The 274-nt window shown below is 59.1% G+C and carries 1 protein-coding gene; it reads right to left on the bottom strand.

Going from position 1 to position 274, the window contains the following annotated elements:
• Nucleotides 1–274: IMP dehydrogenase (locus Q5762_RS38315; protein WP_315896934.1), on the bottom strand; the 274-nt coding region annotated here is incomplete at both ends.

The raw sequence follows: 274 nt of genomic DNA, 5'->3' as shown, positions 1-274 counted from the left end.
CGAATACGTTGCAGAACGCCTTCGGAGTGGCCGTGGGAGGAGTCAATCAGCAGCACGTCAACGCCCGCAGCAACCAGCGCGTCAACGCGCTCTTCGTTACCCGCACCTGCGCCCACCGCAGCGCCGACGCGCAGACGGCCATGCTCATCTTTACAGGCGTTCGGTTTACGTTCTGCTTTCTGGAAATCTTTAACGGTGATCATGCCGCGCAGGTGGAAGCTCGCGTCCACAACCAGCGCTTTCTCAACGCGTTTTTCGTGCATTTTCGCCAGCA

This window comes from Streptomyces sp. P9(2023) (assembly GCF_032436795.1).
Taxonomy (GTDB): Bacteria; Actinomycetota; Actinomycetes; order Streptomycetales; family Streptomycetaceae; genus Streptomyces.
This window is presented reverse-complemented; position numbering and strand designations above follow the sequence as displayed.